A 25,529-nucleotide genomic window follows, 5' to 3' on the forward strand; every position below is an offset into this window, starting at 1 on the left:
ATCCCGTGGCTGGAAACGTACGTCGACTGATCTCGCGCTTGGCCGCACTGGCCCTGGCTTGCACGCTCGCCATCCCGGCGCTGGCGGCACCGCCGCGCACCCTGCGTTTCGAGCAGCTGGACGTGGACGATGGCCTGGCGCAGGAGTCGGTACTGGCGATCATGCAGGACCGTCAGGGCTTCATGTGGTTCGGCAGCCAGGCGGGCCTGAGCCGCTTTGACGGCTACAAGGTCACGGTCTACCGCAATATCGTTGGCGACCAGCGCAGCCTGGCCGAGAACTGGGTCGGCGTGCTGCACCTCGATCCGCGCGGCCGCATGTGGGTCGGCACCGACGGCGGCCTTGACCTGTTCGACCCCAAGACCCAGTCGTTCAGCCACCATCTGCCGCGCGAGCCGGAAAAGCGCGGCAGCGGCAACCGCCATATCAAAGCCATCATCGACGACGGCGCCGATGGCCTGTGGATCGGCACCGCCGACGGCCTGCAGCACTTCGATCCGTCGACGGGCAAGTTCCTCATCTACCACCACGATCGCGCTGAAGCGGGCAGCCTTGGCCATGACCAGGTCAACGCCCTGGCGCGCGACAAGCAGGGCCGGCTGTGGATTGCCACCTCGGCCGGCGTCGACATGCTGGAGACGGGGTCACGCACCTTCATCCACTATCCGCTCAAGGCAGCGGGCGCGCGCGGCGCCCAGTCCTTGCTGGTGGACCGCGACCAAGTGCTGTGGGTCGGCACCCAGAACGGCATCGAGCGCTGGACGCTGGAAGGAAAATATCCGCAACGCCGGGTGCTGGGCGCGGCGGAAGGCCTGCCGCAAAGCATGGTCAAGCGCATTTACCAGGACCAGGATGGCACGCTGTGGGTCGGCAGCCAGACTGGCGGCTTGTTCCGCTGGCGCCAGTCGGACGACCGTTTCGTGCAGTACCGCCACCAGCAGGGCGACCCGCACAGCATCGCGGACAACTATGTGTTCTCGCTGTTCCGCGACAACGTCGGCACCTTGTGGGTCGGTACCTGGTATCGCGGCGTCAGCCGGGTCGACCTGGGCAGCGGCGGCTTTGCGCGCCTGGTCAAGGACCCGGGCCAGCCCTTTACGCTGACCGACAACAAGGTGCGCGCCTTGCTCGACGCCGGCGACGGCAAGGTCTGGGTCGGCAACAGCGACGGCCTCAATTACTACGATCCGGTGACCGGCAAGACCGTGCTGTATCGTACCGGCAGCGGCAACGATAGCCTGGAATTCCAGGTCACGGCCCTGCTGCACGACCCGCGCGACCGCAATGTGCTGTGGGTCGGCAGCCGCAACGGCGTGCGCCGCTTCGACATCAGGGCGCGCCGCTTTGGTCCGCTGATGCTGTCGCACGGCGATCCTGAAAACGATGTGATCCGCTTCCTGTACGGCGACCGCGACGGCATGGTCTGGGCTTCCGCCCGCAATGGCCTGCACCGCATCGACCCGTCCAGCAACGGCGTGCTCACCTTCCGCCACGATCCGGCCGACATCCACAGCATGGCCGACAGCGTAGTGCGCCCGGTGCTGGAAGACCGACGCGGCAACCTCTGGATCGGTACCTTCAACGGCCTTGACCTGCTGGACCGCAAGACCGGCCGCTTCACGCACTATCGCAACAACCCGAACGACCAGGGCAGCCTGAGCCATAATGAGGTGCACTACCTGTTCGAGGACGACGATGGCATGCTGTGGATCGGCACCGCGGCGGGCCTGAACCGGATGGAGCGGCGCCCCGACGGCAGCGTGCATTTCCGCCGCTTCCTGCGCAAGGATGGTATGGCCGACGATGCGATCGCCGGCATCCTGCCGGACCGCGGGAAATACCTGTGGCTGTCCACCAATACCGGCATCTCCCGCCTCGACATGGGCAACGGGCAGGTGCGCAACTACTCCGGCGTGGACGGCACCATCGAGGGCGCCTATTTCGACGGCTCGGCCTTGCGCGCGGCCGACGGCACCCTGTATTTCGGCGGCTTCAACGGCATCACCGCATTCGATCCGCAGGAGGTGCGGGAGAACGGTTCGGCGCCGACTGCCGTCATCACCGATTTCCAGATCTTCAACAAGCCGGTGCGGCCGGGCCAGGGCGGCGCCAACAAGGGCGTGCTGCAGCAGGCCATCGAATACACCAGCTCCCTGTCGCTGCGCGAAGGCGACTCCGTATTCTCGCTGGAATTCGCGGCGCTGCACTACGCCGCGCCGCAGCGCAACCGTTTTGCCTACCAGCTGGTCGGCTTCGACAGGGACTGGGTGGTGACCGATGCGGGCAAGCGCTTCGCGACCTACACCAATCTTGACCCCGGCACCTACCAGTTCCGCGTCAAGGCCGCCAACAAGGACGGCATCTGGAGCGACAACGCCGCCACGCTGGAAATCAATATCGCGCCGCCGTACTGGAAAACCTGGTGGTTCCGCCTGTGCATGCTGGCCGCCGCGATGGGCGCCGCCTGGGGCGCTTACCACATGCGCGTGCGCGTCCTGCGCAGCCAGCAGCTGCAGCTGGAAAAGCAGGTCTGCCTGCGCACGGCCGAAGTGGAGCTGAAGAACCAGCTGCTGGAAGAGCAGAAGCGCGAGCTGGAGAAGCGCGACAAGCACCTGTCGCTGGCCAAGCAGAGGGCGGAGGAGGCGACGCGCCAGAAGTCCGAATTCCTGGCCAATATGAGCCACGAAATGCGCACCCCGCTGGCCGGCGTGATCGGCATGCTGGGCTTCGCCCTGCGCGACAATGCGCTGGCCGAGCGCACCCGCGAGCAGATCGAGCGCGGCCAGGGCAATGCACAGTCGCTGCTGGCCATCATCAACGACTTGCTGGACTTCTCCAAGATCGAGGCCGGCAAGCTGCACATCGAGTCGATCGACTTCGCGCTGGCCAGCATGGTGGAGAACGTGGTCAGCCTGTTTGCCGAGCACACCATGTCCAATATGGTGGGCTTCGAAGTCGATTTCGCGCCGGACTTGCCGGAATTCGTGGTCGGCGACCCGACCCGCCTGCGCCAGGTGCTGGTCAACCTGGTCGGAAATGCCTTCAAGTTCACGGAACGCGGCAAGGTATCGCTGCGGGTGGAGCGCGAAAGCAGCGGGCCGCAAGGGCACCGCATCCGCTTCACGGTGGAAGACACCGGCATCGGCATTACGCCGGACGCCTTGCCGCGCCTGTTCCAGAAGTTCGAGCAGGGCGACACCACCACCACCCGCCGCTACGGCGGCACCGGCCTTGGCCTGGCGATCAGCAGCCAGCTGGTGGAGCTGATGGGCGGCCAGATCGACGTGGTCAGCGCACCGGGCGCCGGTTCCAGCTTTGCCTTCACCGTTCCGCTGCGCGACGGCGTGGCGCCGCCGCTGGCGCCGCACGTGGCGCGCGAGCAGCATACGCATCAACTGCGCGTGCTGTGCGCGGAAGACTTCCCGACCAACCAGATTATCGTGCGCATGATGCTGGAAGACCTGGGGCACAAGGTCGATATCGCCGGCAACGGCGTGCTGGCGCTGGCCGCCTGCGCCCAGCAGCGCTACGACCTGGTGCTGATGGATGGCCGCATGCCGGAAATGGACGGCTCCACCGCGACGCGCCTGATCCGCTCCGGCGGCCCGCGCGAAGCGCCGGTGCTCGATCCGCACCTGATGATCGTGGCCCTGACGGCCAACGCTAGCGACGAAGACCGCAGCCGCTACCTGGCTGCCGGCATGGATGACTTCCTGACCAAGCCGATCGACGAAGGGGCGTTGCACATGCAGCTGGAACGGGCCATCGAGCGCCAGCTGGCGCGCGGCATCAAGCTGCCCCCGATGCGGGCGCGAACGGCCGAACATCCTTCAGTGGCGGAGCTGGATGCCATGTTCGGCGTGTGCGACCTGCCGCCGCCGGCGCCGATGCCTGGCCAGGCCGGGCAGGCCCTCAAGCTGCGCCTGCGCGATGCCTTCATCGCCGACTTGCCCGCGCGCCTGCGCGAACTGGACCAGGCGCTGGCTTCGGCCAACGCCGATGCGGCCGGCCGCCTGTTCCATGGCATGAAGGGCAGTGCCGCCTACCTGGACGAGGCCGAGCTGCATGCCCTGTGCGGTGAACTGGAACGGGCCGCGGACCGCGCCATGTGGCCGGCGATCCGCGAAAAGCTGCCGCGCTTGCGCCTGCTGCTGGAACACGTCGTATCCCCAACGCGTCATTAAAACAAGAGCGGAGAGAGCATGAAAGTACTGGTAGTCGACGACGACGTAGTCTCACGCATGGTGCTGATGCACTTGATCGATGGTTGCGGCAAGTTCGAGATCGTTGAAGCGGAAGATGGCGCCGACGCCTGGCAGCAGCTGGAAGACGGGCTGCGTCCGGGCATCGTCTTCTGCGACCTGCGCATGCCGCGCCTGTCCGGCATCGAATTGCTGCAGCGCGTGCGCGGGCAGGGCGACCTGGCCGAAGTGCCGTTCGTGCTGGTGTCCTCCGCTACCGACAAGGAAACGGTGCAGCAGGCCACCCTGGCCGGCGCCACCGGCTATATCGTCAAGCCGTTCCAGTCGGAGCAGGTGCGCGCCCACCTTGGCGCTTTCCTCGACCAGGCGGCCAACGGCTATGAGCACCGGGCGGAAGAGCCGGCCGCCACCCTGGTACGGCTGGGGATTGCCTCCGACCGTTTGCTGGTTTACCTGACCGGCTTCCAGAACCAGCTCACGGCAGCCAGCAACGAGATTGATGCGCTGCTGGCGCACGACGAGCAGGCCGAAGTTCGCGTGCGGCTGGAACGCCTGCATACCGGCTGCACCACGCTGGGTTTGCACGGCGCCGCGGCGGCCCTCAAGCCTCTGATCGGCGTCCATGTCAGCAATGTAGACGTGCAAGCGGCGCTGACGGAAGTGATCCGGGCGGTGCTGCAGCAATCCTCGCTGGTGCGGCAAAGCTGAATCATCGCCAGCCCGTTGACGGGCAGATCGCTGCACCGGGCTGGGGCGGCCTTGCGGTAAATATATTTTAGGTTTAAAGTAGTCTGCACCGCAGGCTGTACTTTCAACCGAACCTTACCCAGGCGACCATGAACAGATCCACTGCAGCAGAACCGAGCGCCCATCTCGACCAGTTCGCGCGCCAGCACCTACCTCCGGTTGAGCAATGGCCGGACCTGGTGTTCGACCTTCCCGACTTGCAGTACCCGGGGCGCCTGAACTGCGTGGCCGAGATCCTGGACCAGGCCGTGGCAGCGGGCGGCGGCGCGCGCATCGCCCTGCACGGCGAAGGCTTCAGCTGGACCTATGCCGAACTACAGCGGCAGGTTGATCGCATCGCCAACGTCCTGCGCGGCCCTCTGGCGCTGGTGCCCGGCAATCGTGTCCTGCTGCGCGGCGCCAACCATCCGATGATGGCCGCCGCCGTGCTGGCCGTGCTCAAGGCCGGCCTGATCGCGGTTCCCACCATGCCGCTGCTGCGCGCGCGGGAGCTGGGCGTCATCATGCAGAAGGCGCAAGTGCAGGCGGTGCTGTGCGCCCATGCCCTGCGCGAAGAGATCGAGGCTGCGCCCAGCCGCCCTGAACGCACACTGTGGTTCAACGTGCCGGCCGAGGCGCAGGCTGCCGCCGCGGCGTCGGGGCATTCGCTCGAGGCCCTGATGGATGCGCAGCCGGCGAGCGCCGCGGCATGCGACACGGCGGCCGACGATATCTGCCTGATCAGCTTCACCTCCGGCACCACCGGCGTCCCGAAAGGCACCATCCACTTCCATCGCGACGTATTGGCCATCTGCGACTGCTTCCCGCGCCATGTCCTCGAGTCCGGCGCCGACGACCTGTTCATCGGCACGCCGCCGCTGGCCTTTACCTTCGGCCTTGGCGGCCTGCTGCTGTTCCCGCTGCGGGTGGGCGCCGCCGCCGTGCTGCTGGAAAAACTGACGCCGGAAACGCTGCTGCAGGCGATTGAAAAATACCGCGCGACGATCTGCTTTACCGCGCCGACCTTCTACCGCCAGATGGCCACGCTCACGGGCAAATACGATCTTTCGAGCCTGGACAAGTCCGTCTCGGCCGGCGAGGCGCTGCCGGTGGCAACGCGCGAAGCCTGGCAGCAGGCCACCGGCCTGCGCATGATCGACGGCATCGGCGCCACTGAGATGCTGCATATCTTCATATCCGCGGCAGGGGACGATATCCGGCCGGGTGCCACCGGCAAGCCGATTCCCGGCTACCGCGCCTGCGTGCTCGATAACAAAGGCCAGCCGGTGGGCCCCGGCGTTGTCGGCCGCCTGGCGGTGAAAGGCCCGACCGGCTGCCGCTACCTGGACGACCCGCGCCAGCGCGACTATGTGCTGGACGGCTGGAACCTGACCGGCGACGCTTACGAAATGGATGCCGACGGATACTTCTTCTACCGTTCGCGCACCGACGACATGATCATTTCCGCCGGCTACAACATCGCTGGCCCCGAGGTGGAGGATGCCTTGCTGCGTCATCCCGCTGTGGCCGAATGTGGCGTGGTCGGCAAGCCGGACCAGGAACGCGGCCAGGTCGTGGAAGCGCATGTCGTGCTCAAGCCGGGCTTTGAAGCGACGCCCGACATGGCGGCGCAGCTGCAGGACTTCGTCAAGGAGCAGATCGCTCCGTACAAGTACCCGCGCTCGATCCGCTTCCTGCCTTCGCTGCCGCGCACCGAAACCGGCAAGCTGCAGCGCTTCAAACTTCGTAGCACCTGAGGAACCGAATGAATATCGTTTGTATTGGCGGCGGCCCGGCCGGCTTGTATTTTGCCCTGCTGATGAAAAAGCAGGACCCGTCGCATCGCATTGTGGTGGTGGAGCGCAACCGGCCTTATGATACCTTCGGCTGGGGCGTGGTGTTTTCCGACCAGACGCTGGGCAACCTGGTGGCGGCCGATGAAAAGACCGCGCGCGAGATCCTGCAGTCCTTCAACCATTGGGACGACATCGACGTCTTCTTCAAAGGACAGAAAGTCACCTCCGGCGGCCACGGTTTCTGCGGCATCGGCCGCAAGCGGCTGCTGAACATCCTGCAGCAGCGCTGCGAAGAACTGGCTGTGGAACTGGTGTTCGAGACCGACGTGCAGGACGACCAGGAGTTGGCGGCACGCTACAACGCAGACCTGGTGATCGCTTCGGACGGCCTGAATTCGCGCGTGCGCGCTCGCTACGAGGCGACGTTCCAGCCGATGATCGAAGCGCGCCAATGCCGCTTCGTCTGGCTGGGCACGACGAAGAAGTTCGACGCCTTCACCTTCGACTTCCAGCAGACCGAACATGGCTGGTTCCAGGCCCACATCTACCAGTACGGCGGCGAGACGTCGACCTTCATCATCGAAACGCCGGAATCGGTGTGGCGCGCCGCCGGGCTGGACGACATGTCGCAGGAAGCAGCGCTGGCCTGGTGCGAGAAGCTGTTCGCGGAGCAGCTGCAAGGGCACAAGCTGATGTCCAACGCGGCCCACCTGCGTGGCTCGAACGTGTGGATCAAGTTCCCGCGCATCGTGTGCCAGAAATGGGTGCACTGGAATGGCGACGTGCCGGTGGTCCTGATGGGCGACGCCGCGCATACCGCGCACTTTTCCATCGGCTCCGGCACCAAGCTGGCGCTGGAGGACGCGATCGAGCTGGCGCGCTGCTTTGCCGCGCATGGCGGTGCACGTAAGGCGCTGGCTTCATACCAGGAAGTGCGCGCAGTCGAAGTGCTGAAAATACAGAGCGCGGCACGCAATTCGATGGAGTGGTTCGAGAACGTGCAGCGCTACACGGCGATGGAAGCGCCGCAGTTCGCCTACTCGATGCTGACGCGCAGCCAGCGCCTGTCCCATGAAAACCTGCGCGTGCGCGACAGGGATTACGTGGCTGGCTTCGAACGTTGGCTGGCGGAGCGGGCGTTTGCGCAAGCCGGATTGCCGCAGCCGGTCGCCGGCCTTCCGGTGCCGCCGATGTTCACCCCGTACAAGGTGCGCGATCTGGTGCTGAAAAACCGCATCATCGTCTCGCCGATGGCGCAATACAGTGCAGTCGACGGCTGCGTTGGCGACTGGCATATGGCGCACCTGGGTGCGCGCGCCTTGGGCGGGGCGGCGTTGGTAATGGCGGAGATGACCTGCGTTTCCGCCGATGCCCGCATTACGCCGTTCTGCCCCGGAATGTATGCCCCTGCGCACACGATGGCCTGGAAGCGCATCGTCGATTTCGTCCACCACAACACGGACGCCAGGATCGGCCTGCAGCTAGGCCACGCCGGCGCCAAGGGTTCGACCCGGGCCATGTGGGACGGCATCGACCTGCCGCTCGACAAAGGCAACTGGCCCCTGCTGGCGGCATCGCAGCAGCAGTACCTGGCCGGTGTGTCGCAGGTGGCCCGCACTGCGAGCGTAGAGGACATGCGGCGCATCGAGGCCGACTTCGTGCGCGCCACGCTGGCGGCCGAGGAAGCTGGCTTCGACTGGATCGAGCTGCATTGCGCGCACGGCTACCTGCTGTCGTCCTTCATCTCTCCGCTGACCAATGAGCGCGGCGACGAGTATGGCGGTTCGCTCGAGAATCGTTGCCGCTTCCCCTTGCGCGTGTTCGCGGCCATGCGCGCAGCGTGGCCGGCACATAAGCCAATGAGCGTGCGCATTTCAGCGCATGACTGGGTCGAGGGCGGCATCACGCCGGATGATGCCGTGCAGGTCGCGCGCCTGTTCAAGCAGGCGGGCGCGGACATGATCGACTGCTCCTCGGGCCAGGTCAGCAAGTTGGAAAAACCGGTGTTCGGGCGCATGTTCCAGACGCCGTTTGCGGACCGCGTGCGCAACGAGGCGGGGATTCCGACCATTGCGGTCGGCTCGATCTTCGAAGCCGACCATGCGAACGGCATCATCGCGGCCGGGCGCGCCGACCTGTGCGCCGTGGGCCGCCCGCATCTCGCAAACCCTTCCTGGACGCTAGCCGAGGCGGCCAAGCTTGGCTACACGCCCGTGACCTGGCCGAAGCAATACCTGGCCGGCAAGCAGCAGCTCGAGCGCAACCTCGAGCGCGAACGCCAGCTGGCCGCCGCCAGCGCCGGGCTGACGCCGCAGCAAGTTGCGGCCAAATTGCTGGAGGGCTGATGATGCTGCTTTCTGGCCACCATGCATTCATCACCGGCGGCAGCAGGGGCATCGGGCTGGCCTGCGCGCGTGCATTGCTAGCCCAAGGCGCCAGCGTGACAATTGCCGGCCGCGACGTGGCAGCGCTCGGGCGCGCCGCGGACTCGCTTCGGACCGGGCGCGCTCAAACCGGTAAACCGGCCGTCCCGCCTGACCCGCAGGGGCAGGCACCCGCTGGGCTGCTGCCGCGAGTGGACATATGCGGGCTGGACGTCACCGACGAAGCAGCCGTCCTCGCCGCCATTGCCGCCGCCGCGCGGCAACTCGGCCCAGTCACCATCCTGCTGAATAATGCAGGGCAAGCGCAGCCTGCGCCGTTCGCGAAAACCACCAGCCAGCACTGGCAGCAGATGCTCGACGTGAACCTGACAGGCGCCTTCCACTGCACCCAGGCGGTCTTGCCGCAAATGCTTGAACGAGGCTGGGGCAGGATCATCAATATCGCTTCGACCGCAGGCCTGAAAGGCTACAAATACGTCAGCGCCTACGTCGCCGCCAAGCACGGCCTGGTCGGCCTGACCAAGGCGCTGGCGCTGGAACTGGCGACAAAGAACATCACGGTGAACGCCGTCTGCCCCGGCTACACGGAAACCGACATCGTGCAGGATGCCATCGCCAACATCATGCAGAAAACCGGCCGCAGCGAGGAGCAAGCGCGCGCCGAGCTGGCAGCCGGCAACCCGCAACAGAAGCTGGTGCAGGTGGAGGAGGTCGCCAGCGCCGTGGCCTGGCTTTGCCAGCCCTCCAGCAGCGCAGTGACCGGCCAATCCATCGCTGTCGCCGGCGGTGAAGTCATGTAAGGAAACCGGAACGATGCAATTAGACCTGGAAAGCCGCCTGACCAAGGACCACCACCAGTCGCTGAAGCTGTGGCTGCGCATGCTCTCCTGTACCACCAAGATCGAGACCGAAATCCGCAGTCGGCTGCGCGCCGAATTCGGCATCACGCTGCCGCGCTTCGACCTGATGGCGCAGCTCGAGCGCCACCCAGAAGGCCTGCGCATGGGCGAACTCTCCAAGCGCATGATGGTCACCGGCGGTAACGTGACCGGCATCACCGACCAGCTCGAGCAGGAAAACCTGGTCGTCCGCGTACCCGACCCGAAAGACGGCCGTGCCTTCAGCGTCAAGCTCACGCCCGCCGGCCGCAAGGCATTCGCGCAAATGGCAGCAGTCCACGAAAGCTGGGTCGCCGAACTGCTGCAAGAGATTTCGCAAGAAGACAAAGGAAAGCTCATCGAACTGCTGTCGCAAATGAAGGGCCACCTGTACGCCCGCGAACCAAAGGACAAACCATGAAATACCTGCAAGGGGAACCGCAACACCTGCCGGGCAACCGCGCGCAACTCGCCGCCTACCAGGCCAGGCACTTCCAGTTCACGGTGGAGCAGGGCGTCGCCACGCTCACCCTGGACCGCCCCGAGCGCAAGAATCCGCTCACCTTCGATTCCTACGCCGAGCTGCGCGAACTGTTCCGCGCACTGGCCTATGCCGATGACGTCAAGGTCATCGTCATCACCGGCGCCGGCGAGAACTTCTGCTCCGGCGGCGACGTGCACGAAATCATCGGGCCGTTGACAAAACTCGATATGCCCGGCCTGCTGGCTTTCACCCGCATGACCGGCGACGTGGTGAAAGCCATGCGCGCCTGCCCGCAACCGGTGATCGCCGCCATCGACGGCGTTTGCGCCGGCGCCGGTTCCATGCTGGCCCTGGGCTCGGATATCCGCCTCGGCACGGAACGCAGCAAGACCGCCTTCCTGTTCACCCGCGTCGGCCTGGCTGGCTGCGACATGGGCGCCTGCGCCTTGTTGCCGCGCGTGATCGGCCAGGGCCGCGCCGCCGAGCTGCTGTACACCGGCCGCTCCATGTCCGGCGCGGAGGGCGAGCGCTGGGGCTTCTTCAACAGCTTGCACGCGCCGGAAAGCCTGCTGGCCGCAGCGCAAGCCTTTGCCCAAGGCTTGGCCAGCGGCCCGACCTTCGCGCACGGCATGACCAAGAAGATGCTGCAACAGGAGTGGAACATGGGCGTCGACGAAGCCATCGAAGCGGAAGCGCAGGCGCAAGCCATCTGCATGGCCACCAACGACTTCCACCGCGCCTATCACGCCTTCGTGGCGAAGCAGAAACCGGTTTTCGAGGGCAATTGAGATGGTTGATAAATCCTACCTTGGCTGGCCTTTCTTCGAACAGCGCCACGCGGCGCTGGAGCGCGAACTGGACGCCTGGGCCGCCGAGCATGTGCGCGACGCGCACGGCAGTGACACCGACGCCCAATGCCGTTGCCTGGTGCGCGCCCTGGGCGATGCCGGCTGGCTGCGCCACGCCATTGGCGGCACCGCCTATGGCGGCGCGCTGGACGCCATCGACACCCGCGCCATCTGCCTGATCCGCGAGACCCTGGCCCGCCACAACGGCCTGGCCGATTTCGCCTTCGCGATGCAGGGCCTGGGCTCCGGCGCCATCAGCATGTTCGGCAGCGACGCCAGCAAGCAAGCCTACTTGCCGCGCGTCGCGAAAGGCGAGGCAATTGCCGCCTTCGCGCTGTCCGAGCCGCAGGCCGGCTCCGACGTCGCCGCCATGCAATGCGCCGCCGTGCTGGATGGCGACCATTACGCGCTCAATGGCGAAAAGACCTGGATCTCCAACGGCGGCATCGCCGACTTCTATGTGGTCTTCGCCCGCACCGGCGAACAACCCGGCGCGCGCGGCATCAGCGCCTTCATCGTCGACAAGGACACGCCAGGCTTCGCGATTGCAGAGCGCATCAACGTGATCGCCCCGCACCCGCTGGCGCGCCTGGAATTCAGCAACTGCCGCATTCCCGCCAGCCAGCGCCTTGGCGAAGCAGGGCAGGGCTTCAAGGTCGCGATGGCAACGCTGGACGTCTTCCGTACCTCGGTGGCCGCCGCTTCGCTGGGCTTCGCCCGCCGTGCGCTGGAAGAAGCGCTGGTCCATGCCCAAAGCCGCAAGATGTTCGGCCAGGCCCTGGCCGACTTCCAGCTCACGCAAGCCAAGCTGGCGCAGATGGCCACGGGCGTCGATTCCTCCGCCTTGCTGACCTACCGCGCCGCCTGGCAGCGCGACCAGGGCCAGAAAGTGACGAAGGAAGCGGCCATGGCCAAAATGACCGCGACGGAAACCGCACAGCAGGTGATCGACGCCGCCGTGCAAATGTTTGGCGGCATGGGCGTGGTCAGCGAACATCCGGTCGAGCGCTTGTACCGTGAAATCCGCGCGCTGCGCATTTATGAAGGCGCCACCGAAGTACAACAATTGATCATCGCGCGCGAACTGCTGCGCGAAGGCTAAGGAGTCAGTATGCAAGTTTTACAACCGCCGGGCTGGGCGCGTCCGCGCGGCTATTCCAATGGCATCGCGGCGACTGGCCGCATGGTGTTTGTCAGCGGCATGATCGGCTGGGACGCAAATTGTGAATTCCAAACAGATGATTTCGCCGGACAAGTACGCCAGGCCATCGAAAACATCCTGGCCGTGCTGAAAGAAGCGGGCGGCGGGCCCGAGCATATTGCCCGCATGACCTGGTACGTGGTGGACAAGCACGAATATATGGGCGCCTATAAGGAGATCGGCGCCATCTATCGCGAGCTGATTGGCAAGCACTATCCGGCCATGACGGCAGTCGAGGTTGCCGGACTGCTGGAGCCGCGTGCAAGGGTGGAGATCGAGGTGACGGCAGTCGTGCCCGCGTAGTTTTAATGAAGTGCTATAGTCCGGCCGTGGAGGTGCAATCCCATGGCCAAACTTCTCCCGCGCCTGGTTGGCGCAATTTTCCTGCTGGTCCTGTCGACGGCGCAAGGCGCAACGCCGCTGTTGACGGAGGCTGACATTGCCCAGCTATCGACCTGGCTTGGCAATGGCCCGATCAGGCTGGAGCGCTTGTACAAGAAGCGTGACGGACAAACCGCAGCGGATTTCCACGCGGCAGTTGACGGCAAGGGCCGTACCTTTACCGTGATGGAAGCGACCAATGAGCTTGGGCAACTGTTCAAGGTCGGCGGGTATAACCCGCAGAGCTGGGACTCGTCTGGCAAATTCCACATCACGACCGTAGATGCAAAGCGCACCGGCTTCCTGTTCAACCTGACGTCGCGCCAGATGCATCGCCAGACGCCGCGCACCTATGCGCTCGATACGGTCGGCTCCTTCCAGACCTGGAACGATGCCAGGACCGGCCCGGTGTTCGGCGCCGGCCATGACTTGTACGTGCCGTGGGACCTGACCAATGGCGGCTATTCGATCATGTATTCCTACATCGATCCCGAACGTAGCAATTTCGATTCCAGCCTGCTTGATGGGAGGGATTACAAGTCGCCGAACATCACATTCGGCGATATGGAAGTGTGGCGCGTCTTTGCCGTTCCCGAGGCCGACACCTGGTTGATGCTGGTATCGGGCCTTGCGATACTGGGCTTTGCCGCGCGCTTCGTATCGGGTGATCGCTGTTCGCTTTAGACTTTTACTTTTCGTTGGACTCAGGAATCAACAAGCCCGCCTGCCAGGCGTTTGGCCACCCCGTTCTTTTAAGGTCGATGGCTCGGCTTCAGCGTGAGAGGGAGCATGTCGGTACTTGCGGAATCTTGAAATTTCCATGATGGGATAAGTCAAAAAGCTTCCGGCAACGACAAGTAGAGTTAGCAGCGATTGTTGCGTGCGGCGATGCTGCTATGTTCTTTGTACATTCCAGAGAAATAGAACACCGCAAGAAAGAAAATTGTGGTGGACGAGCCAATATGCACTGCGCAGGCCGCTTTTAAATAAAGCCCTCTTACCTGCATATTCACCGCATGGCATATAAAATTGCCGAGTTTGTGCTGCATGATGGCATGGACGTAGAGCATATCGCCTCACTGTGACACCACCACCTTGACGATTACACTTTTTTGTCTGGCTGTTTTTTCGATTTGCGCCAGCAAGCTTGCTTGGGTTTGGGCGACTTGCAATTCGCTGAACGTGCCTTCAACAAGGAAGAGTCTTTCGCCCAGGCCCAGGAAAATATTTCCTCATGGCAATTTAGAACTTTAGCATGATATATAAATAAAAATAGTCCGCACAATACCGGCGACCCCGCCTTCCCGATTGAACGCGGCAGCCCGATACGGCTGCAGGCTTACCGGGGCGGAAATGCGATGGCATAGCAGGCTGAGACAGCGCAACAGAACTCGAAGTGCGCTTGGTCTTTGGTTGCGGGATGTCTGGGGGATGCGGTGAAAGTGCCGATTGGTCCCCCCGACTGGAATCGAACCAGTATCCCACGCTTAGGAGGCATGTGCACTATCCATTGTGCTACGGGGAGGACGCAAAGCGAGCGCAATTATAGCTGACAGGCTGGCAACAGGTAAAATGCTTGTTTTCTGCCCCTATTTGCATTCACATGGCTGTCATTTCCTTAACATCTGCACAACTGGCTTTTGGCCACCACGCCCTGCTGGACCACGCTGAATTTTCCCTCGAGACCGGGGAGCGGGTCGGCCTGATCGGGCGCAACGGCACCGGCAAGTCCTCCTTGCTGAAAATTATCGCCGGCATGCAAAAGCTGGATGACGGCCTGCTGGTGATGCAGCAGGGCCTGAAGATCGTCTACGTGGAACAGGAGCCGCAGTTCGAGGCCGGCCATACGGTGCACGATGCCGTGGCAGCAGGCTTGGGCGAACTGCCGGCGCTGCGCAAGGAATATGACGCGCTGACCAGCCAGTTCGGCCAGGGCGACGATGACAAGATAATGGATCGCATGCACGACATCCAGGTCCTGCTGGATGCAGGCGATGCCTGGAACCTGGATAACAAGGTGGAGAACGTGTTGGGCCGCCTGAGCCTGGATGGTTCGGTGCTGGTGGAGACCTTGTCGGGCGGCACCAAGAAGCGTGCAGCGCTGGCGCGCGCCCTGGTTGGCGCGCCGGACGTGCTGCTGCTGGACGAACCGACCAACCACCTGGACTTCAGCTCGATCCAGTGGCTGGAGAGCCTGCTGCGCGATTTCAAGGGCAGCATCCTGTTCATCACCCACGACCGCTCCTTCCTTGATAACGTGGCGACACGCATCATCGAACTGGACCGCGGTATCTTGCTGTCCTACCCTGGCAACTTCAGCGCCTACCAGACGCGCAAGCAGGAACAGCTGGCGATCGAGGAAGTGGAGAACGCCAAGTTCGACAAGGTGCTGGCGCAGGAAGAAGTGTGGATCCGCAAAGGCGTTGAAGCACGTCGCACGCGTAATGAAGGCCGTGTGCGCCGCCTGGAACGCCTGCGCGAGCAGCGTTCCGCGCGCCGCGACCAGCAAGGCCAGGTGCGCCTGGAAGTGGGCACCGGCGAACGTTCCGGCAAGATCGTGGCGGAACTGGAAAACGTCAGCAAGGACTTCGGCGAGAAGGTCATCGTGCGCGACTTCAGCGCGATCATCATGCGCGGCGACAAGGTCGGACTGATCGGCCCGAACGGCGCTGGCAAGACCACGCTGCTCAAGCTGATCCTCGGTGAAGAGCAGGCCGACTCTGGCACCATCAAGCAAGGCACCAAGCTGCAGGTCGCATACTTCGACCAGATGCGCGCGCAATTGAACGACAACGCCACGCTGGCCGATACCATTGCGCCCGGCTCCGACTGGGTCGAGATCAATGGCCAGCGCAAGCACGTCATGAGCTACCTTGGCGACTTCCTGTTCGAGCCGCAACGCGCGCGCTCGCTGGTGAGTTCGCTGTCCGGCGGCGAGCGCAACCGCCTGCTGCTGGCGCGCCTGTTCGCCAAGCCAGCGAATGTGCTGGTGCTGGACGAACCGACCAACGACCTCGACATCGACACCCTGGAACTGCTGGAAGAACTGCTGGAGGATTACGCCGGTACCGTCTTCCTTGTCAGCCACGACCGCATGTTCCTCGATAACGTGGTGACCCAGGTAATCGTTGCCGAAGGGCAGGGCAAGTGGAAAGAGTATGTGGGCGGCTACAGCGACTGGGAACGCGTGCGCGACACCGGCGTGGCGGCTGCGGCTGCAGCGAAGAAGGCTGAAGCAAAACCTGCAGCAGCACCGGCGGCGCCCGCCGACCCGGCGCCGGCCAAGGCGAAAAAACTCAGCTACAAGGAACAGCGCGAGCTCGAAGAGTTGCCTCAACTCATTGCTAAACTGGAAGATGAACAGACCGCGCTGAACCTCGCGCTGTCCGACCCGGATTTCTATAAGAAGACGCCAGCGGAAGCAAAGCGCCTCAACGAACGCATCGCACAGATTGAGGAAGATCTGATGACGGCGCTGGAACGTTGGGAAGCAATCGAATCAAGAAACAACGTTTGATGTAACTCAATCCACTGTTTGCACTTTCTCACTTTCGTGCGCTTGCGCACGATTGCCCGCTGTAATATCTGCCAACCTTAACGCCGAGGCATGCATGCGTCGGTGTTTCCAACGGGAAGGCAGATATCGTGACTTTACAGCAGCCACCTGAACGCGTTTCCCAGCAGCCCCACGCAAGGGCGGCTGCCGCACCAGTGCTTGCACTGCACGCCAGCGACAGCGGCGCGGCTATGCCACGCGTGCTGCCTTTCGCTACCTTCATTGTTTTCATCATCTTCGCCGACGTGCTAGAACGATTCGGTGCGCACGCGAACGCCATGCGCTGGCTGTATCCCGCCAAGATTGCGCTGGTCATGGCCATGCTGTTGGCGTGGCGCAATCACTACCGGGAGTTGCGGGTTTTGCCTGTACGGCGCGACGTCTTCGTTGCAGTAGCCGTCGGCGCCGGCGTCTTTGCCCTTTGGCTCGTGCTGGACGCGAACTGGATGCAAATCGGCACATCGCGTGGCTTCGATGCAGCGGGCGAGGATGGGCGCATCGACTGGCCGCTGGTCGCCGTGCGCGCCGCCGGTGCGGCAGTGGTGGTGCCTTTGATGGAGGAACTGTTCTGGCGCTCCTTCCTGTTGCGCTGGCTTCAGCAGCGTAACTTCCTATTGCAGCGGCCGGCACGTTGTGGCTTGCGCGCTGTGGGGATTTCTGTTCTTCTGTTCGGTATCGAACATAACTTGTGGCTGGCCGGAATGATTGCTGGCCTTGCTTACACCTTGTTGTACATGCGCAGCGAAACGCTGTGGACTCCCATCCTGGGGCACGCCGTGACGAACGGCTTGTTGGCTGCCTGGATCATGGTGACCGGCAGCTGGACCTATTGGTAGTGTTAAATAAGGCTAAAAATAATATGCGCACCCTGCCAACTCCTTTGGCGCTGGCTGCCGCGCTGGCGTGCTGTCCGGCGCAGGCGGATATCAGCGAAACCTTCAAGCCCTTTATCAGCGTAGGGCAGACTTACGACGACAACCTGCTGCGCCTGCCGGATAATACGCCCGACGGCATCCAGCGTTCTGACCGCGCCACGCAAGCCATTGCCGGCATTGCGCTGGATCGCCCCATCGGGCGCCAGAAGATTACCGGGCAAGCGAAAGTCTCTCGGGTGACTTTCGACCACTACGACCAGCTCGATTACAACGGCAAGGATTTCAGCCTGGACTGGGCCTGGGTGGTGGGCAACCACTTCGACGGCAATATCGGCGGCAGCTACCAGCAGGTGCTGACCCCGTTCAACGATTTCCACTCGGAAGAGCGCAACCTGCGCACCCAGCGCCGCGAGTACGCCAATGGTGGCTGGCGCATGCATCCGAGCTGGCGCATTTATACCGGCTTCCAGCGCGATCGCTTCGACTACGAGCTGGAAGCGCAAAGCCTGAACAACCGCAAGGAAGACCGGAGTGAGGTCGGTATCGACTATCACGCTTCGAGCGGCAGCAGGGTCGGCCTGGTGGCGCGGCATATCAAAGGCAACTTCCTGAATCCGCGCCGCATTGGCGCTACCTTCCTCGACCAGAACTATACCCAGGATGAGTTGAAGGCGAATATCAATTGGCTGTACAGCGACATCACACAGCTGCAATTGCTGGCCGGCTACGCCAAGCGCAAGCACGATACTTTTACCGAGCGCGACACCAGCGGCCTGAACGGCCGCGCCAGCGTCAACTGGCGCCCGCGCAGCAAGCTGCGCTTTACCGCCGAAACCTGGCGCGAATTCGCGGCGGTGGAAAGCATCGTGGTCAACAACAGCGTCAACAAGGGCGCCAGCCTGAATGCCACCTGGGATCTTTCGGCCAAGGTGCAGGTCAATGCCGGCATCAAGCGCGAGAAACGGAAATTCGAACGCATGCCCTACGTCACCTTCAATGGTGATCCGAGCGACACCACGCGCAGCACCAATGTCGGCGTGGTTTACCAGCCTTGGCGCAAGGTCCAGCTGAGCGTGACCGGCTTCAAGGACCGCCGCACCGGCACGCCGCTGATTGGCACCGGCAGCTACAAGGCCAAGGGTGTTTCCTTCATGGCCACAGTGCAGTTCTGATGACAAGGAGCGACGATGACGGTAAACGATATTCCCTTGGTCTCCTTTTTCCAGCGTGTGCTCGATCCGCTGATCATCATGGGGATGCTGTACGCCACGTCGATGGTGTACGGGGAGCCGTTTACCGGGTATTCGCTGGTGCTGATGGTACTGGCCTTCTTCATCTCGTCGGCGGTGTACCAGCACGTCGATCCTTACCGCACCTGGCGCAGCGGCCGCATCACGGCCTATGCGCGCGACATCTTCATGGGCTGGATCGTCACCGCCGTGATCCTGGTCTTCCTCGGCAATGTCAGCGGCCTGGCCTACCACTACGATGAAGCCGTGGTGTTCAGCTGGTTCCTGGCCACGCCGTTCGCCTTGCTCATGAGTCACCTGGCGGCACGCCATGTCGGCACCGACCCGGCCAAGGAAAGCGAGGTGCGCTCAGTGGTCATCGTCGGCGCCAATGAAGTCGGTACCAAGTTTGCCGGCACCGTGGAGCGCATGCCCAACCTGTTCCTGAGTGTACGCGGCTTCTTCGACGACCGTACTGCCGACCGCCGCAAGTCCGGCCTGTCGCATCCCGTGCTGGGCAATATGGGCGATGTCGCCAGTTTCGTGCGCGATCACCACATCAAGATGATCTTCATCAGCCAGCCGATTTCGGCCCAGCCGCGCATCCGCAAGCTGCTCGACGAGTTGCAGGACACCACGGCCTCGGTCTATTTCCTGCCTGATATTTATGTGTTCGACCTGATGCAAGCGCGTTTCGACAGCGTGGGCGGGATGCCGGTGGTGGCGATTTGCGAGACGCCGTTTGTCGGCTTCGACGGCATCGTCAAGCGCGCCAGCGACGTGATCATCGGCAGCGCGATCCTGATGGCGCTGGCGCCACTGATGCTGGTGATTGCGCTGGCCGTGTGGATCAGTTCACCGGGCCCGGTGATTTTCCGCCAGCGCCGCTATGGCCTGTATGGCGAGGAGATCATTGTCTACAAATTCCGCTCGATGCGCGTGACGGAGGACGGCCCGGTGGTGAAGCAGGCCACCGCCCATGACGCGCGCATCACGAAGATCGGTGCCTTCCTGCGCCGCACCTCGCTTGATGAATTGCCGCAATTTATCAACGTGCTGCAAGGAACGATGAGCATTGTCGGGCCGCGCCCGCATGCCGTTGCCCACAACGAACAATACCGCAAGCTAATCAAGGGCTATATGTTGCGCCATAAGGTCAAGCCGGGCATTACCGGCTGGGCCCAGGTCAATGGCCTGCGTGGTGAAACGGAGACCCTGGAAAAGATGGAAGCGCGTATCCGCTATGACCTGGACTACCTGCGCCATTGGTCGCTGTGGCTCGACCTGTGGATCATCTTGCGCACAGTCAAGGTTGTGTTGAAGCGGCAAAACGCGTACTGAATCAATCGTGCGCGCTGGTCGCGCTATTAGAATGAGTTGCAACAGTCGAGGGAGGATATTTTGAAGCACATCAACCCGAATATGGCTTTCGCGGGCATGCTGGTGGTCCTCGTTTCCGCCTGCAGCAGCAAGGCGGAACAAAAGCCGGGCCAGGCCCTGGCCAATGTCAACGGTGAGGAAATCACCGTAATGCAATTGAACGACGAACTGTCGCGCAGCAACGCGCCGGCCACGCAACAGGACGCCGCGCGCAAGCAGGCGCTGGAGGCCTTGATCGACCGCCAGTTGCTGATCGGCGAAGCGGCGAAAGAAAAAGTCGACCGCGACCCGCGCGTGGTGCAGGCGATCGAACGGGCGCGCTCAGTGATCCTGGCGCAGGCCTATATGCAAAAACGCCTGGGCACGCCGGCCAAGCCGAGCGCGGCCGAGGTGGAAGCCTACTACAGCCAGAACCCGCAATTTTTCGCGCAACGCAAGCACTTCGACATGCACGAAATCATCCTGCCCACGCGTGAAGTGACCGATGAATTGAAGGCCGTGATGGACAAGACCCGTTCGCTTGACGACGTGGCTGCCTGGCTCGACCAGCACAAGGTCAAGTACCAGAAAGCCCAGTTGAGCCGCAGCGGTTCGGAACTGCCGCCGGAGCTGTCGGCCAAGTTGCTGGCGCTGTCCAAGGGCCAGCTCTTCATCGTGCGCGAGGGTGAGCGCAGCATGCTGGTCACCATTGCCGACATCCGTTCTTCGCCCGTGGAACTGGATGCGGCCAGGCCGCAGATCGAGCAGTACCTGGTCGCCAAGAAAGGCAAGGAGGCGGCGGAGGAGGAGGTCAAGCGCCTGCGCGCCAGCGCCAAGATCGCCTATATCAACCAGCCCTCGCCGGTAGCGGACGCGGGCGCCCCGGCCACCGCACTGGAACGTGGTGTGGCCGGCCTGAAATAACACTGGATCGAGGAGCAATCATGAAACGACTACTGATGTGGATGATGGCGATGGCCTTGGTATTGGGTGCAGGCTGCGCACAAGCAGCCGACCTGACGCTGGGCGCGGGCGACGTGATCAAGGCTTCCGTGTTCGGCAATCCGGACATGGCGACCGAAACCCGGGTCAGCGAATCGGGCAAGATCACGTTCCCATTGCTGGGGGAAGTCAAGGTCAGCGGCATGACGGTGCAGCAGGCCGAGCGGGCGATCGGCGAACAGCTGGTCAAGAAGGGCTACCTGAAAACGGCCCAGGTCAGCATCATCGTCTCGCAGATCCAGAGCGCGCAAGTGTCGGTGCTGGGCATGGTGAACCGACCGGGCCGCTATCCGCTCGATGGCGGCAAGCGTGGCGTGATGGACATGCTGGCGCAGGCTGGCGGCTTCAATGCCGAGGGCGGCGATACAGTGAGCGTGGTGCGCACCCGCGATGGCAAGACCAGCAAGACCGTGATCGACGTGGTCGACATGGTGCGCAATGGGGCGCTGGACAAGGAGATCGAGCTCGGCCCCAACGATGTGATCTATGCCGAACGTTCGCCGCGCTTCTACATCTATGGCGAAGTGCAGCGGCCCGGGGCATTCCGGCTGGAGCGCACCATGACGGTCAGCCAGGCGCTGGCGGTCGGCGGCGGCCTGACCCCGCGCGGCACGGAGAGCGGCATCAAGATCAAGCGCCGCAGCGGTGACGGCACGGTGCAGGTGATCGCCGCCAAGAACGAGGACGTGGTGCAGACCGACGACGTCATCTTCATCAAGGAAAGCTGGTTCTAAGGAGGTGTCATGAATTTCGCCCAGTTCCTGCTGATCCTCCAGGCGCGCAAGAAGATCGTGCTGCTGACCTTGCTGGTCACGGTGGCCGCCACCCTCGTCGTCAGCCTGCTGCTGCCCAAGACATATGAGGCGACCAGTTCGCTGGTGATGAATTACAAGGGCGTCGACCCGCTGACCGGGATGGCCTTGCCGGGCCAGCTGTTGCCCGGCTATATGGCGACGCAGATCGACATCATCAGCAGCAAGAATGTCGCGCTGCGCGTGGTGGACCAGCTCAAGCTGGCCGAAAGCCCGGCTGTCATTGCCCAGTTCAACGAGTCCACCGGCGGCAAGGGCACAGTGCGCGACTGGCTGGCCGAGCTGCTGCAAAAGAAGCTCGATATCGTACCGGCCAAGGAAAGCTCGGTGCTGAACGTGACCTTCAAGGCCTCCGATCCGCAGTTCGCCGCCGCGGTGGCCAATGCCTTTGCCGACGAATACCAGAAGATCAATGTGCAGCTCAAGGTCGAGCCGATGAAGAAGGCCACCAATTATTTCAACGCACAGTTGAAGCTGCTGCGCGATAACCTGGAGGTAGCGCAGTCCAAGCTATCGAAATACCAGCAGGAGCACGGCATCGTCAGCGTCGATAACCGGCTCGACGTCGAGTCGATGCGCCTGAACGACCTGTCGGCGCAACTGGTGGCGGCGCAGTCGCAGGCGATGGAAGCCAATTCAAGGCAGGCGGTGGCGCACGGTTCCGGCAGCGCGTCGCCGGACGTGACGGCCAGCCCGGTAGTGCAGAACCTGCGCGTCAACCTGGCGCAGCAGGAATCCAAGCTGGCGGAAATGGGCCAGCGCCTGGGGCGCAACCATCCGCAATACCAGAGTGCCGCGGCGGAAGTGGCGCGCCTGCGGGCTGGCCTCAACGAGCAGACCGCCCTGGTCACTTCCTCGGTCAGCAACAACGCCAATGTGTTCGCCCAGCGCGAAGCGGCACTGCGCACGGCACTGGCCGAGCAGAAAACCAAGGTACTGCAGCTGAATCGCCAGCGCGATGAAATGAATGTGCTGAACAAGGATGTCGAGAGCGCCCAGCGAGCCTTCGACAATGCTTCCCAGCGCTCTTCGCAGACCCGCATCGAGGGCGGTTCCGACCAGTCCGATGTATCGGTGCTGAACCCCGCCGTGGCGCCGATCGAGCCGGCCGGTCCGCGCGTGGTGCTGAATACCGTGCTGTCGCTACTGCTGGGGGGCATGCTGGGCATCGGCATTGCCATGCTGTCCGAAATGTTCGATCGCCGCGTGCGGTCGGAAGCCGACCTGGCCGAAGTGGTGCACATTCCGGTGCTGGCCACGATCGACTGGAATCCGCCGCGCCAGCGCCGCTTCGGCCTGCCGCACCTGCATGCGCCGCGCACGCTGCGGCTGAACTGAGGAGGTGCTGATGAACAGCCCATTGCATTTCAATCCCGCCTCGCCGCACGGCGTCGGCGATGCGACCATCGGCGCCCTGTTGCAGGAGGCCGGCAAGCTGACGCCGGAGAATACCGATGCCGTGCTGCGCATGCAGGAGGAAACCGGCGTTCGCTTCGGCGAGGCGGCACAGGCGCTGGGCATGGTCAGTGCGGCCGACATCCAGCAGGTGCTGGCGCGGCAGTTTGACTATCCCTACATCCCGGCCGGGGATAAGGTTTTTTCTTCACGCCTGGTGGCGGCCTATGACCCGTTCAGCCGCCAGGTCGAAAAGCTGCGCGCTGTGCGCGGCCAGCTGATGCTGCGCTGGTTTGCGCGCGGCCACAAGTCGCTGGCGATCGTTGGCGTCGAGCCGGGCTCGGGCACCAGCCTGTTTGCTGCCAACCTGGCGGTGGTGTTCTCTCAGCTGGGGCAGAACACGCTGCTGGTGGACGCCAACCTGCGCCAGCCAGCGCAGCACGAGATCTTCAACCTGCAGGGCAAGAGCGGCCTGTCGGACATGCTGGCCGGACGCGCCACGATGGCGGCGGTGACGCGCATCGACGCCTTCGAATCGCTGGCGGTGCTGGGCGCCGGCACGCTGCCGCCCAATCCGGCCGAACTGCTGGCGCGCAAGGATTTCACTGGCCTCAATGCCCAGCTCGAGGCGCTGCACGATATCGTGCTGTATGACACCTCGGACGTGCTGACTGCCCACGATTCGCTGCCGGTGATGGCGCGTGCCCGTGGCGTGCTGCTGGTGGTGCACCGCAATGCCACTTCGCTGTATGAGGTGGCGGCGCTCAGCGAGCAGGTGCGCTATGCCGGGGCCGAAGTCCTGGGTTCCGTGCTGTTGGAGTTCTGAGGTGGAACCGGGCCTGGCGATCCGCCCGCCAGCGGCCGCGCGTGCGGCCCTGCGCGATGCGCTGCCCGACTGGGCCCCCGTCCTGGTCGGCATGCAGGTGCTGTACGTCCCCACCTTCTACCGCCTGTTCACCGGCTTGTGGGCGACTGAGGAGCAGGCCCATGGACCGATCATCCTGCTGCTTGCGCTGTGGCTGATGTACCGGCAATGGCCGGCCATGCTGGCGCGCGCCGACGGCCAGCCGGCCGTCGCCGGCTGGCCGTTGCTGGGGGTGGGCCTGCTGGCCTATATCCTGGGCCGCTCGCAAGGCATCATCGCCTTCGAGATCGCTTCCTTCGTCCTGCTGCTGGCTGCGGTGCTGATGCTCAAATGCGGCCATGGCGCGCTGCGCGTGCAGTGGTTTGCCTTCTTTTTCATGGCCTTCATGGTGCCGCTGCCGGGGCCACTGGTCGGCATGCTGACCATGCCGATGAAGATGGCGGTATCGTGGGCGACCGAGCACATGCTGTATGCGGCAGGCTATCCGATTGCGCGCAGCGGCGTGATCCTGCAGGTGGGCCAGTACCAGTTGCTGGTGGCCGATGCCTGCGCCGGGCTGCAAACCCTGCTGACGCTGGAGGCGCTCGGGCTGTTTTACCTGAATGTGGTGCGGCACTCCTCGGCTTTCCGCAACGTGGCGCTGGCCTTGCTGATCATCCCGATTTCCTTTACCGCCAACGTGATCCGCGTGATCACGCTGTCGCTGGTGACTTATTACCTTGGCGATGCGGCGGGGCAGGGCTTCCTGCACGGCTTTGCCGGCATGGTGTTGTTTATCACGGCGCTGCTGCTGATTATCGGCGTGGACGCCTTCCTGCAATGGTTCGTCAGGTGGCGCAACTCATGAAAAAATCAATGATGGTGAGCGTGGCGCTGGGTGCGCTGATGGTGTGTTCCGCGGCGCTGACACGGGCCTTGACCCCGACCGCGCGCATGGCCGATGCGGCAGGGCGCTTCAGCCTGGAGCAGATGGTGCCGCGCACCTTCGGCGAGTGGCAGGTCGATACGCACGTGATGCCGCTGCAGGTCGACCCCGCCACGCAGGCCAAGCTGGACAAGATCTACAACCAGACCCTCGGCCGCACCTACGTCAACCGCAGTGGCGAGCGCATCATGCTGTCGATCGCCTACGGTGGCGACCAGGGCGACAATATGGGCGTGCACAAGCCGGAGGTGTGCTACACGGCACAGGGCTTTACCGTGGGCGACGGCCAGAAAGGCAGCCTCGATACGGGACTTGGCGTATTGCCGGTGAAGCGGCTGTTTGCCGTTGCCGGGGCGCGCCAGGAACCGATTACCTACTGGATCACGGTCGGGCGCAAGGCGACCATGCCCGGCGTCGACCAGCGCCTGCAGGAGTTGCGCTACGGCCTGAGCGGCACGGTGCCGGACGGGATGCTGGTACGGGTATCCAGCATCAGCGGCGAAGCCGGGACGGCGTACGCGCTGCATGACCAGTTCGTGCGCGCGCTGTTGTCTGCGCTCGACAAGCCTGCGCGCGAGCGCCTGGTCGGCGTGTTCGAAGGATAGGGGGCG

General features: G+C 63.6%; 21 protein-coding genes and 1 tRNA gene. 20 read left to right on the forward strand and 2 right to left on the reverse strand.

Translation table 11 applies throughout. The features are described 5' to 3' along the window. Window positions 1-38 precede the first annotated feature (38 nt). From ACN9MZ_RS09950 to ACN9MZ_RS09995, 10 genes are all read left to right on the forward strand, one after another. Window positions 39-4,184, forward strand: a complete 4,146-nt coding sequence (locus ACN9MZ_RS09950) for a two-component regulator propeller domain-containing protein (RefSeq protein ID WP_426341984.1) — start codon at window positions 39-41, stop codon at window positions 4,182-4,184. Window positions 4,185-4,202: 18 nt separating this feature from the next. Further along, window positions 4,203-4,910 carry a response regulator gene (locus tag ACN9MZ_RS09955; RefSeq protein WP_426341985.1) on the forward strand — a complete coding sequence of 236 codons (708 nt, stop codon included), beginning with the start codon at window positions 4,203-4,205 and terminating at the stop codon, window positions 4,908-4,910. A 128-nt stretch (window positions 4,911-5,038) separates the two neighbouring features. After that, a complete protein-coding gene (locus tag ACN9MZ_RS09960) occupies window positions 5,039-6,685 on the forward strand; it encodes an AMP-binding protein (protein WP_426341986.1) in 1,647 nt (548 codons plus the stop codon). Between the two features lie 8 nt (window positions 6,686-6,693). Continuing rightward, on the forward strand, window positions 6,694-9,069 hold the full coding sequence (locus ACN9MZ_RS09965; RefSeq protein ID WP_426341987.1) for a bifunctional salicylyl-CoA 5-hydroxylase/oxidoreductase: 2,376 nt from the start codon (window positions 6,694-6,696) through the stop codon (window positions 9,067-9,069). After that, window positions 9,069-9,908 (forward strand): SDR family NAD(P)-dependent oxidoreductase, encoded by an 840-nt coding sequence (locus ACN9MZ_RS09970; RefSeq protein ID WP_426341988.1) that lies wholly within the window; start codon window positions 9,069-9,071, stop codon window positions 9,906-9,908. The genes ACN9MZ_RS09965 and ACN9MZ_RS09970 overlap by 1 nt, the downstream gene beginning before the upstream one ends. 13 nt (window positions 9,909-9,921) lie before the next feature. Further along, window positions 9,922-10,407: a MarR family winged helix-turn-helix transcriptional regulator gene (locus ACN9MZ_RS09975; protein WP_426341989.1), complete on the forward strand. Its 486-nt coding sequence runs from the start codon at window positions 9,922-9,924 to the stop codon at window positions 10,405-10,407. Continuing rightward, window positions 10,404-11,258: an enoyl-CoA hydratase family protein gene (locus ACN9MZ_RS09980; protein WP_426341990.1), complete on the forward strand. Its 855-nt coding sequence runs from the start codon at window positions 10,404-10,406 to the stop codon at window positions 11,256-11,258. The genes ACN9MZ_RS09975 and ACN9MZ_RS09980 overlap by 4 nt, the downstream gene beginning before the upstream one ends. Before the next feature lies 1 nt (window position 11,259). Next, window positions 11,260-12,420, forward strand: a complete 1,161-nt coding sequence (locus tag ACN9MZ_RS09985; RefSeq protein WP_426341991.1) for an acyl-CoA dehydrogenase family protein — start codon at window positions 11,260-11,262, stop codon at window positions 12,418-12,420. Between the two features lie 9 nt (window positions 12,421-12,429). Beyond that, a complete protein-coding gene (locus ACN9MZ_RS09990) occupies window positions 12,430-12,822 on the forward strand; it encodes a RidA family protein (protein ID WP_426341992.1) in 393 nt (130 codons plus the stop codon). Window positions 12,823-12,864: 42 nt separating this feature from the next. Further along, a complete protein-coding gene (locus tag ACN9MZ_RS09995; protein ID WP_426341993.1) occupies window positions 12,865-13,584 on the forward strand; it encodes a PEP_CTERM-anchored TLD domain-containing protein in 720 nt (239 codons plus the stop codon). A 179-nt stretch (window positions 13,585-13,763) separates the two neighbouring features. Here the strand turns inward: ACN9MZ_RS09995 and ACN9MZ_RS10000 are convergent, their stop codons facing one another. Together ACN9MZ_RS10000 and ACN9MZ_RS10005 are read right to left on the reverse strand one after the other, a co-directional pair. Then, window positions 13,764-13,970 carry a hypothetical protein gene (locus ACN9MZ_RS10000; RefSeq protein WP_426341994.1) on the reverse strand — a complete coding sequence of 69 codons (207 nt, stop codon included), beginning with the start codon at window positions 13,968-13,970 and terminating at the stop codon, window positions 13,764-13,766. A 380-nt stretch (window positions 13,971-14,350) separates the two neighbouring features. Beyond that, window positions 14,351-14,425, reverse strand: a tRNA-Arg gene (locus ACN9MZ_RS10005). A gap of 78 nt (window positions 14,426-14,503) precedes the next feature. Here ACN9MZ_RS10005 and ACN9MZ_RS10010 point away from each other — a divergent pair. The 10 genes from ACN9MZ_RS10010 to epsI all read left to right on the forward strand — a co-directional run bounded on the left by ACN9MZ_RS10010 (window position 14,504) and on the right by epsI (window position 25,523). Beyond that, entirely contained in the window at window positions 14,504-16,417 is a 1,914-nt protein-coding gene (locus tag ACN9MZ_RS10010; RefSeq protein WP_426341995.1) for an ATP-binding cassette domain-containing protein, read from the forward strand. A 230-nt stretch (window positions 16,418-16,647) separates the two neighbouring features. Further along, window positions 16,648-17,292, forward strand: coding sequence for a CAAX prenyl protease-related protein (locus ACN9MZ_RS10015; RefSeq protein WP_426341996.1), 645 nt, complete (start codon window positions 16,648-16,650; stop codon window positions 17,290-17,292). A gap of 23 nt (window positions 17,293-17,315) precedes the next feature. Further along, the gene (gene epsL / locus ACN9MZ_RS10020) at window positions 17,316-18,503 is read left to right on the forward strand and encodes an XrtB/PEP-CTERM-associated polysaccharide biosynthesis outer membrane protein EpsL (RefSeq protein ID WP_426341997.1); all 1,188 of its coding nucleotides are present in this window, start codon (window positions 17,316-17,318) and stop codon (window positions 18,501-18,503) included. A gap of 15 nt (window positions 18,504-18,518) precedes the next feature. Further along, on the forward strand, window positions 18,519-19,901 hold the full coding sequence (locus ACN9MZ_RS10025) for an undecaprenyl-phosphate glucose phosphotransferase (protein ID WP_426341998.1): 1,383 nt from the start codon (window positions 18,519-18,521) through the stop codon (window positions 19,899-19,901). Window positions 19,902-19,961: 60 nt separating this feature from the next. Further along, window positions 19,962-20,843: an EpsD family peptidyl-prolyl cis-trans isomerase gene (locus ACN9MZ_RS10030; RefSeq protein WP_426341999.1), complete on the forward strand. Its 882-nt coding sequence runs from the start codon at window positions 19,962-19,964 to the stop codon at window positions 20,841-20,843. A 20-nt stretch (window positions 20,844-20,863) separates the two neighbouring features. Further along, window positions 20,864-21,655 (forward strand): polysaccharide export protein EpsE, encoded by a 792-nt coding sequence (gene epsE / locus ACN9MZ_RS10035; protein WP_426342000.1) that lies wholly within the window; start codon window positions 20,864-20,866, stop codon window positions 21,653-21,655. A 9-nt stretch (window positions 21,656-21,664) separates the two neighbouring features. Beyond that, the gene (epsF, locus tag ACN9MZ_RS10040) at window positions 21,665-23,071 is read left to right on the forward strand and encodes a chain length determinant protein EpsF (RefSeq protein ID WP_426342001.1); all 1,407 of its coding nucleotides are present in this window, start codon (window positions 21,665-21,667) and stop codon (window positions 23,069-23,071) included. 10 nt (window positions 23,072-23,081) lie between these two features. After that, a complete protein-coding gene (epsG, locus tag ACN9MZ_RS10045) occupies window positions 23,082-23,954 on the forward strand; it encodes a chain length determinant protein tyrosine kinase EpsG (RefSeq protein WP_426342002.1) in 873 nt (290 codons plus the stop codon). Window position 23,955: 1 nt separating this feature from the next. Next, window positions 23,956-24,840, forward strand: a complete 885-nt coding sequence (xrtB, locus tag ACN9MZ_RS10050) for an exosortase B (protein ID WP_426342003.1) — start codon at window positions 23,956-23,958, stop codon at window positions 24,838-24,840. Beyond that, a complete protein-coding gene (gene epsI / locus ACN9MZ_RS10055) occupies window positions 24,837-25,523 on the forward strand; it encodes an exosortase-associated protein EpsI, B-type (protein WP_426342004.1) in 687 nt (228 codons plus the stop codon). The genes xrtB and epsI overlap by 4 nt, the downstream gene beginning before the upstream one ends. Window positions 25,524-25,529: the final 6 nt, after the last annotated feature.

Source organism: Pseudoduganella sp. S-14, assembly GCF_049913285.1.
Classification (GTDB): Bacteria; Pseudomonadota; Gammaproteobacteria; order Burkholderiales; family Burkholderiaceae_D; genus Rugamonas.

Coding starts and splice junctions, on each gene's coding strand:
- epsL (WP_426341997.1), top strand. CDS start 17,316: ATGCGCACCCTGCCAACTCCTTTGGCGCTGGCTGCCGCGCTGGCGTGC.
- ACN9MZ_RS10015 (WP_426341996.1), top strand. CDS start 16,648: ATGCCACGCGTGCTGCCTTTCGCTACCTTCATTGTTTTCATCATCTTC.
- ACN9MZ_RS09970 (WP_426341988.1), top strand. CDS start 9,069: ATGATGCTGCTTTCTGGCCACCATGCATTCATCACCGGCGGCAGCAGG.
- ACN9MZ_RS09985 (WP_426341991.1), top strand. CDS start 11,260: ATGGTTGATAAATCCTACCTTGGCTGGCCTTTCTTCGAACAGCGCCAC.
- ACN9MZ_RS09995 (WP_426341993.1), top strand. CDS start 12,865: ATGGCCAAACTTCTCCCGCGCCTGGTTGGCGCAATTTTCCTGCTGGTC.
- epsI (WP_426342004.1), top strand. CDS start 24,837: ATGAAAAAATCAATGATGGTGAGCGTGGCGCTGGGTGCGCTGATGGTG.
- ACN9MZ_RS10025 (WP_426341998.1), top strand. CDS start 18,519: ATGACGGTAAACGATATTCCCTTGGTCTCCTTTTTCCAGCGTGTGCTC.
- epsF (WP_426342001.1), top strand. CDS start 21,665: ATGAATTTCGCCCAGTTCCTGCTGATCCTCCAGGCGCGCAAGAAGATC.
- ACN9MZ_RS09990 (WP_426341992.1), top strand. CDS start 12,430: ATGCAAGTTTTACAACCGCCGGGCTGGGCGCGTCCGCGCGGCTATTCC.
- ACN9MZ_RS09980 (WP_426341990.1), top strand. CDS start 10,404: ATGAAATACCTGCAAGGGGAACCGCAACACCTGCCGGGCAACCGCGCG.
- epsE (WP_426342000.1), top strand. CDS start 20,864: ATGAAACGACTACTGATGTGGATGATGGCGATGGCCTTGGTATTGGGT.
- ACN9MZ_RS09955 (WP_426341985.1), top strand. CDS start 4,203: ATGAAAGTACTGGTAGTCGACGACGACGTAGTCTCACGCATGGTGCTG.
- ACN9MZ_RS09965 (WP_426341987.1), top strand. CDS start 6,694: ATGAATATCGTTTGTATTGGCGGCGGCCCGGCCGGCTTGTATTTTGCC.
- ACN9MZ_RS10000 (WP_426341994.1), bottom strand. CDS start 13,970: ATGCTCTACGTCCATGCCATCATGCAGCACAAACTCGGCAATTTTATA.
- ACN9MZ_RS09960 (WP_426341986.1), top strand. CDS start 5,039: ATGAACAGATCCACTGCAGCAGAACCGAGCGCCCATCTCGACCAGTTC.
- epsG (WP_426342002.1), top strand. CDS start 23,082: ATGAACAGCCCATTGCATTTCAATCCCGCCTCGCCGCACGGCGTCGGC.
- ACN9MZ_RS10010 (WP_426341995.1), top strand. CDS start 14,504: ATGGCTGTCATTTCCTTAACATCTGCACAACTGGCTTTTGGCCACCAC.
- ACN9MZ_RS09975 (WP_426341989.1), top strand. CDS start 9,922: ATGCAATTAGACCTGGAAAGCCGCCTGACCAAGGACCACCACCAGTCG.